General features: G+C 37.0%; 1 protein-coding gene. It reads right to left on the bottom strand.

Features of this window, described 5'->3' with window-relative positions; translation table 11 throughout:
* The coding region (locus ABY905_RS17400; protein ID WP_372646190.1) for an MFS transporter at positions 1-821 on the bottom strand (821 nt) is incomplete at its 3' end.
* Positions 822-1,206 lie beyond the last annotated feature (385 nt).

Raw genomic sequence — 1,206 nt, 5'->3', positions numbered from 1 at the left:
GTAGCGGCATAGTTTATAAAAGCGGATAGATTTGAGAATGCGAACAACTTGTTTTTGAAGAACAACTGCATTTCAAAAACCGGATTGGGGTGCTTTAACTCGTATCTGACAAAAGCAATTAGCCCTACAATACCCAATAAAGTGAATACGAGAGCTTCCGTTTTTGGTAAATGCGAAAAACCATACATCAATCCCGAAACGGAAACCATATAGAGCAAAGTCCCCTTAAAGTCGAATTTCGCATTGACTGGAACGGCCCATTCGGCTTTAATTTTTGTAAGTATTGCGAGTATTATTACCAAGACTGCTCCTGCATTAATGAAGAACAAGGAACGCCAGCCCAGCGATTCTGTTAATATGCCACCCAAAACCGGAGCTATAGATAAGCCAACGTAAACGGCCATCACATTTAATCCAATCATTTTACCTCTTTCGTGCGGTTCGAAAGCCGATATAACAATAGCCATGTTTGTGGCAAATATGCCTGCAGCACCAATTCCCTGCAATAAACGACCCATTAGTAATGTTTCGGAAGAAAAAGAAAAGGCGCAAAATAAAGTGGACAAAGCAAATAATATATTGCTGTACAAGAACATTTTCACACGCCCCCAATTGTCGCTTATTTTACCAAAAGGAACTAAAAAGACAGATGAAGCTAATAAAAAGGACATACTCACCCAACTTAAACCCACAGCCGACATCGAAAATTCTGCCCCAATTCTGGGTAAAGCTACATTTACGGCAGCACCCATTAAGGGATTCAGGAAATTGGATGCCATGGTAACAGCCAGTAAAACACGCTTATTTAAATTTGGATTCAATTCTATCATCATTTTCTTTCATGTGTGACCAAAAAGTATAAATTTAGAAATATAATTTACAGAATATATAATTGGTATGAAACAAGCCAAATAAGTTTACTGAATCTTTTAACCACTAATCAACACTTATTACCACTAATTTAAAATAATGTTACTTGTGTAAGGCATAGCACACTTCCCTTAGCTTATTGTCCCGAAAACTATCGGAGAGTCGAAGATACAGAGGTTTGAATCTACATTATAAAAACAAGTCGCTACATTGAACCTGGTCACCGAGCCTGTCGAGCTGTTCATAATTATGTAGATCTATTCTATTTTATGTATGCTTCATATTTTACTTTGCCCTATTTTATTGTTTGCTCTTTGTTTTTCATAAATTTGATTC

Origin of the sequence: Ancylomarina sp. (genome assembly GCF_041555295.1) — a bacterium.
Classification (GTDB): domain Bacteria; phylum Bacteroidota; class Bacteroidia; order Bacteroidales; family Marinifilaceae; genus Ancylomarina.
Note: the sequence above shows the minus strand (reverse complement) of the source record. Positions and strands in the feature narration are given on the sequence as shown.